Below are 2,570 nucleotides of genomic sequence, written 5' to 3'. Positions count from 1 at the left end.
CCCCGGCCCCGGGGTCGGCGAGGAGCAGCGGCACGCAGTCGGGGCCGCGGGCGGCGAGCGGCACCCGGCGGGCCCGGGTGACGACGGCGTCCACGGCGGGCGGGGGCGCGTCGCCCCACGGCCCGTCCACGACGGCGACGTCGCGCCCGTGCACCTGGTGCATCCACACGACCCGCGCCGCCTCCACCCCGAGCGCGCGGGCGGCGCGGTCGCGGTTGGCGGCGACGGCCGCTGCACTGTCGGCGGCGGCACCGGCGCCGACGGCGCCGCCGAGGTTCAGCTCCGCGTACGGAGCGGCGCTCACGCCGCCCCACCGGTCGGTGAAGGCGAAGTGAGCGCCGCCTGTCGTGTATGTCTGCCCTATCACGAGCCGTACGTTACGTGGTCAACCCGCCGGCTACTTCAGGAAGTCCGGCACGTCCAGTTCCTCGGCCTCGCTGTCCTGGTACGGCCGGGCCGCCGGCACCTGCGGCGCGGCGGAAGGCGGCGGGGGCGCCGGGGCGGCGTCCTCGGCGCCGTCGCCGGACAGGGAGCCCAGGCCGCTGAAGGCGGGGCGCTCGGGCTCCGCCGGCCGGGGCGCCGGGGCGCCGGTGTCCGCGGCCGACTCGGCCGGGGTCTCGTCCCGGCCGCTGTACGAGCCGAGGACCTTGTCCCGGTTCTTCGACGGCAGCTGGCCGCCGTCGAAGCCGGCGGCGATGACCGTGACCCGCACCTCGTCGCCGAGGGCGTCGTCGATCACCGCACCGAAGATGATGTTCGCCTCCGGGTGGGCCGCCTCGCTGACGAGCTGGGCCGCCTCGTTGATCTCGAACAGGCCGAGGTCCGAGCCGCCGGAGATGGAGAGCAGCACGCCGCGGGCGCCGTCGATGGACGCCTCCAGCAGCGGCGAGGAGATCGCCATCTCGGCGGCGGCCACCGCGCGGTCGTCGCCGCGCGCCGAGCCGATGCCCATGAGCGCCGAACCGGCCTCCGACATCACGGACTTGACGTCCGCGAAGTCGAGGTTGATCAGGCCGGGCGTGGTGATGAGGTCGGTGATGCCCTGGACACCGGAGAGCAGCACCTGGTCCGCGGAGCGGAAGGCGTCGAGAACGCTCACCTGGCGATCGGAGATCGACAGCAGTCGGTCGTTGGGGATCACGATCAGGGTGTCGACCTCGTCGCGAAGCGCGGCGATGCCGTCCTCGGCCTGGTTGGCGCGGCGCCGGCCCTCGAAGGTGAACGGGCGGGTGACGACGCCGATGGTGAGCGCGCCCAGCGAGCGCGCGATGTTGGCCACGACGGGCGCGCCGCCGGTGCCGGTGCCGCCGCCCTCGCCGGCGGTGACGAAGACCATGTCGGCGCCCTTGAGCACCTCCTCGATCTCCTCCCGGTGGTCCTCGGCGGCCTTGCGGCCGACGTCCGGGTTGGCGCCCGCGCCGAGTCCGCGGGTCAGCTCGCGACCGACGTCGAGCTTGACGTCCGCGTCGCTCATCAGCAGTGCCTGCGCGTCGGTGTTGATCGCGATGAACTCGACGCCCTTGAGACCGACCTCGATCATCCTGTTGATGGCGTTGACGCCACCGCCGCCGATTCCGACGACCTTGATGACCGCGAGGTAGTTCTGTGGTGCTGCCACGTCGAAGGCCTCTCGCCTCGAGTTACGTCTGCCGTTTGTGGGGGTCCCCGAACGCCGGTCGGACCCTAAGCGTGAAGTTTAGGGTTCCCGCAGCATCCCGTACCTGGACTCTTGGAACGAGACACTAAGTCGACAAGGCTTCCGCGTTCAATGAACACGCCGAACCTCCCGTTTTTCTTTTCACCCTATGTGATCAGGCGTTGCGGCCCCCCACGGGGGGTCTGAACTGCGCAGTTGTGCGTCAACTCGCCGACGCCGCGGGAGCGCTGGGAACGCTGACGTCGAAGTGCCGGGCATCGCGCTCCGCTTTCATGACCGCCGCAAGGGCCTTCGACTTCGCCCCGCCGCGCTCCGCGCTCCCCCACAGCACCGTCCGCCCGCCGGTCAGCTCCAGCGTGACGGAGTCATATGAACGCACCAGGATGGTACGGGTGTCACGGCGCACGCTCTCGGAGAGCGCGCCCGCGACCCGTACCGCGCTCTCGCGCAGCCGCTGCCGGCCGAAGCGCTCCAGGCTCGGCGAGTCCGCGACCCGCATCTCCGCCACGGGCACCCTCTTGGGCGGCGTGCGCACCGTGGCGAACCGCACACCGCCGTCGTCGACTTCCACGAACCTCTCCCCCTTGCGCAGCAGCACCGCGGGCCGGCGTTCGGTGACCCGCACCACGACCCGGTGCGGCCAGACGCGGTCGACCTCCACGGTGTCGATGCGCGGCAACTCCGCCGCCAGCCGCGCCTCGACCGCGTCCGTGTCGACCGTGGCCATCGGCGCGCCCGTGGAGATGCGGGCGGTGTCCAGCACCTCCTCCCGGCCGAGCACGTCCGTTCCGGACACCGTCACCCGCTCCACCCGCAGCCAGCCGGAGCCGTACAGGGCCCAGCCGGCGAGTACGCCGCGCGCCAGCAGCGCGACCAGGGCGGCGACCAGCGCGCGGCGGCCCGGCAGCCGCAG

The 2,570-nt window shown here is 72.8% G+C and carries 3 protein-coding genes; all 3 read right to left on the bottom strand.

The window, feature by feature from the left end:
* Positions 1-367, bottom strand: a 367-nt coding sequence (locus ABD317_RS35755; protein WP_344296018.1) for a laccase domain-containing protein, incomplete at its 3' end; no start/stop codon positions are given.
* 30 nt (positions 368-397) lie between these two features.
* Positions 398-1,618, bottom strand: coding sequence for a cell division protein FtsZ (ftsZ, locus tag ABD317_RS35750; RefSeq protein WP_344296015.1), 1,221 nt, complete (start codon positions 1,616-1,618; stop codon positions 398-400).
* A 241-nt stretch (positions 1,619-1,859) separates the two neighbouring features.
* Positions 1,860-2,570: cell division protein FtsQ/DivIB (locus ABD317_RS35745; RefSeq protein ID WP_344296011.1), on the bottom strand; the 711-nt coding region annotated here is incomplete at its 5' end.

Source organism: Streptomyces synnematoformans (assembly GCF_039531005.1).
In the GTDB taxonomy this organism is placed as follows: domain Bacteria; phylum Actinomycetota; class Actinomycetes; order Streptomycetales; family Streptomycetaceae; genus Streptomyces; species Streptomyces synnematoformans.
This window is presented reverse-complemented; position numbering and strand designations above follow the sequence as displayed.